The organism is Enterobacter cloacae complex sp. BZL2005 (genome assembly GCF_049238885.1).
In the GTDB taxonomy this organism is placed as follows: domain Bacteria; phylum Pseudomonadota; class Gammaproteobacteria; order Enterobacterales; family Enterobacteriaceae; genus Enterobacter; species Enterobacter roggenkampii.
Map to the genome: position 1 here is coordinate 1 of NZ_JBMKGI010000048.1, position 739 is coordinate 739.

Here is a 739-nt window from a genome sequence, read left to right on the forward strand (position 1 = left end):
CTGGTGTAATCCGGGCAGCGCAACGGAACATTCATCAGTGTAAAAATGGAATCAATAAAACCCTGTGCAGCCCGCAGGGTCAACCTGAACACGCGTTTAATGACCAGCACAGTCGTGATGGCAAGATCAGAATAGCGCTGAGGTCTGCCTCGTGAAGAAGGTGTTGCTGACTCATACCAGGCCTGAATAGCTTCATCATCCAGCCAGAAAGTTATGGAGCCACGGTTGATGAGGGCTTTATTGTAGGTGGGCCAGTTGGTGATTTTGAACTTTTGCTTTGCCACGGAACGGTCTGCGTTGTCGGGAAGATACGTGATCTGATCCTTCAACTCAGCAAAAGTTCGATTTATTCAACAAAGCCCCTGAAAAACTACTTACTTTGTTGAAGCGCTGCCAGTTCATTTTCCCCATCTCTTAACGGGTGAGAGTCCATTGGCCTGAAATAGGCACAGCCCGCAGAGGCAGTATCGGCAGAAACGGATTTTTATTTAGTGCCAGCTTTCTGTTTTGCTAAGGAAGGTGCGAATAAGCAGGTCATTTCTTCCCAAGCTGACTCGCTGATTAAAATTTCGCGGATCTGGGCCGATTTTTTTCCCGCAAACACATCGAATCAACCTATTTAGGCTATTTTTTCGGCACTGTTGCAAAGTTAGCGATGAGGCAGCCTTTTGTCTTATTCAAAGGCCTTACATTTCAAAAACTCTGCTTACCAGGCGCATTTCGCCCAGGGGATCACCAT

General features: G+C 47.0%; 2 protein-coding genes. Both read right to left on the minus strand.

Going from position 1 to position 739, the window contains the following annotated elements:
* The coding region (locus ACOTXI_RS24240; RefSeq protein ID WP_369560770.1) for a transposase at window positions 1-329 on the minus strand (329 nt) is incomplete at its 3' end.
* A 159-nt stretch (window positions 330-488) separates the two neighbouring features.
* Window positions 489-677, minus strand: a complete 189-nt coding sequence (locus ACOTXI_RS24245) for a hypothetical protein (protein ID WP_308464179.1) — start codon at window positions 675-677, stop codon at window positions 489-491.
* Between the last annotated feature and the right edge of the window lie 62 nt (window positions 678-739).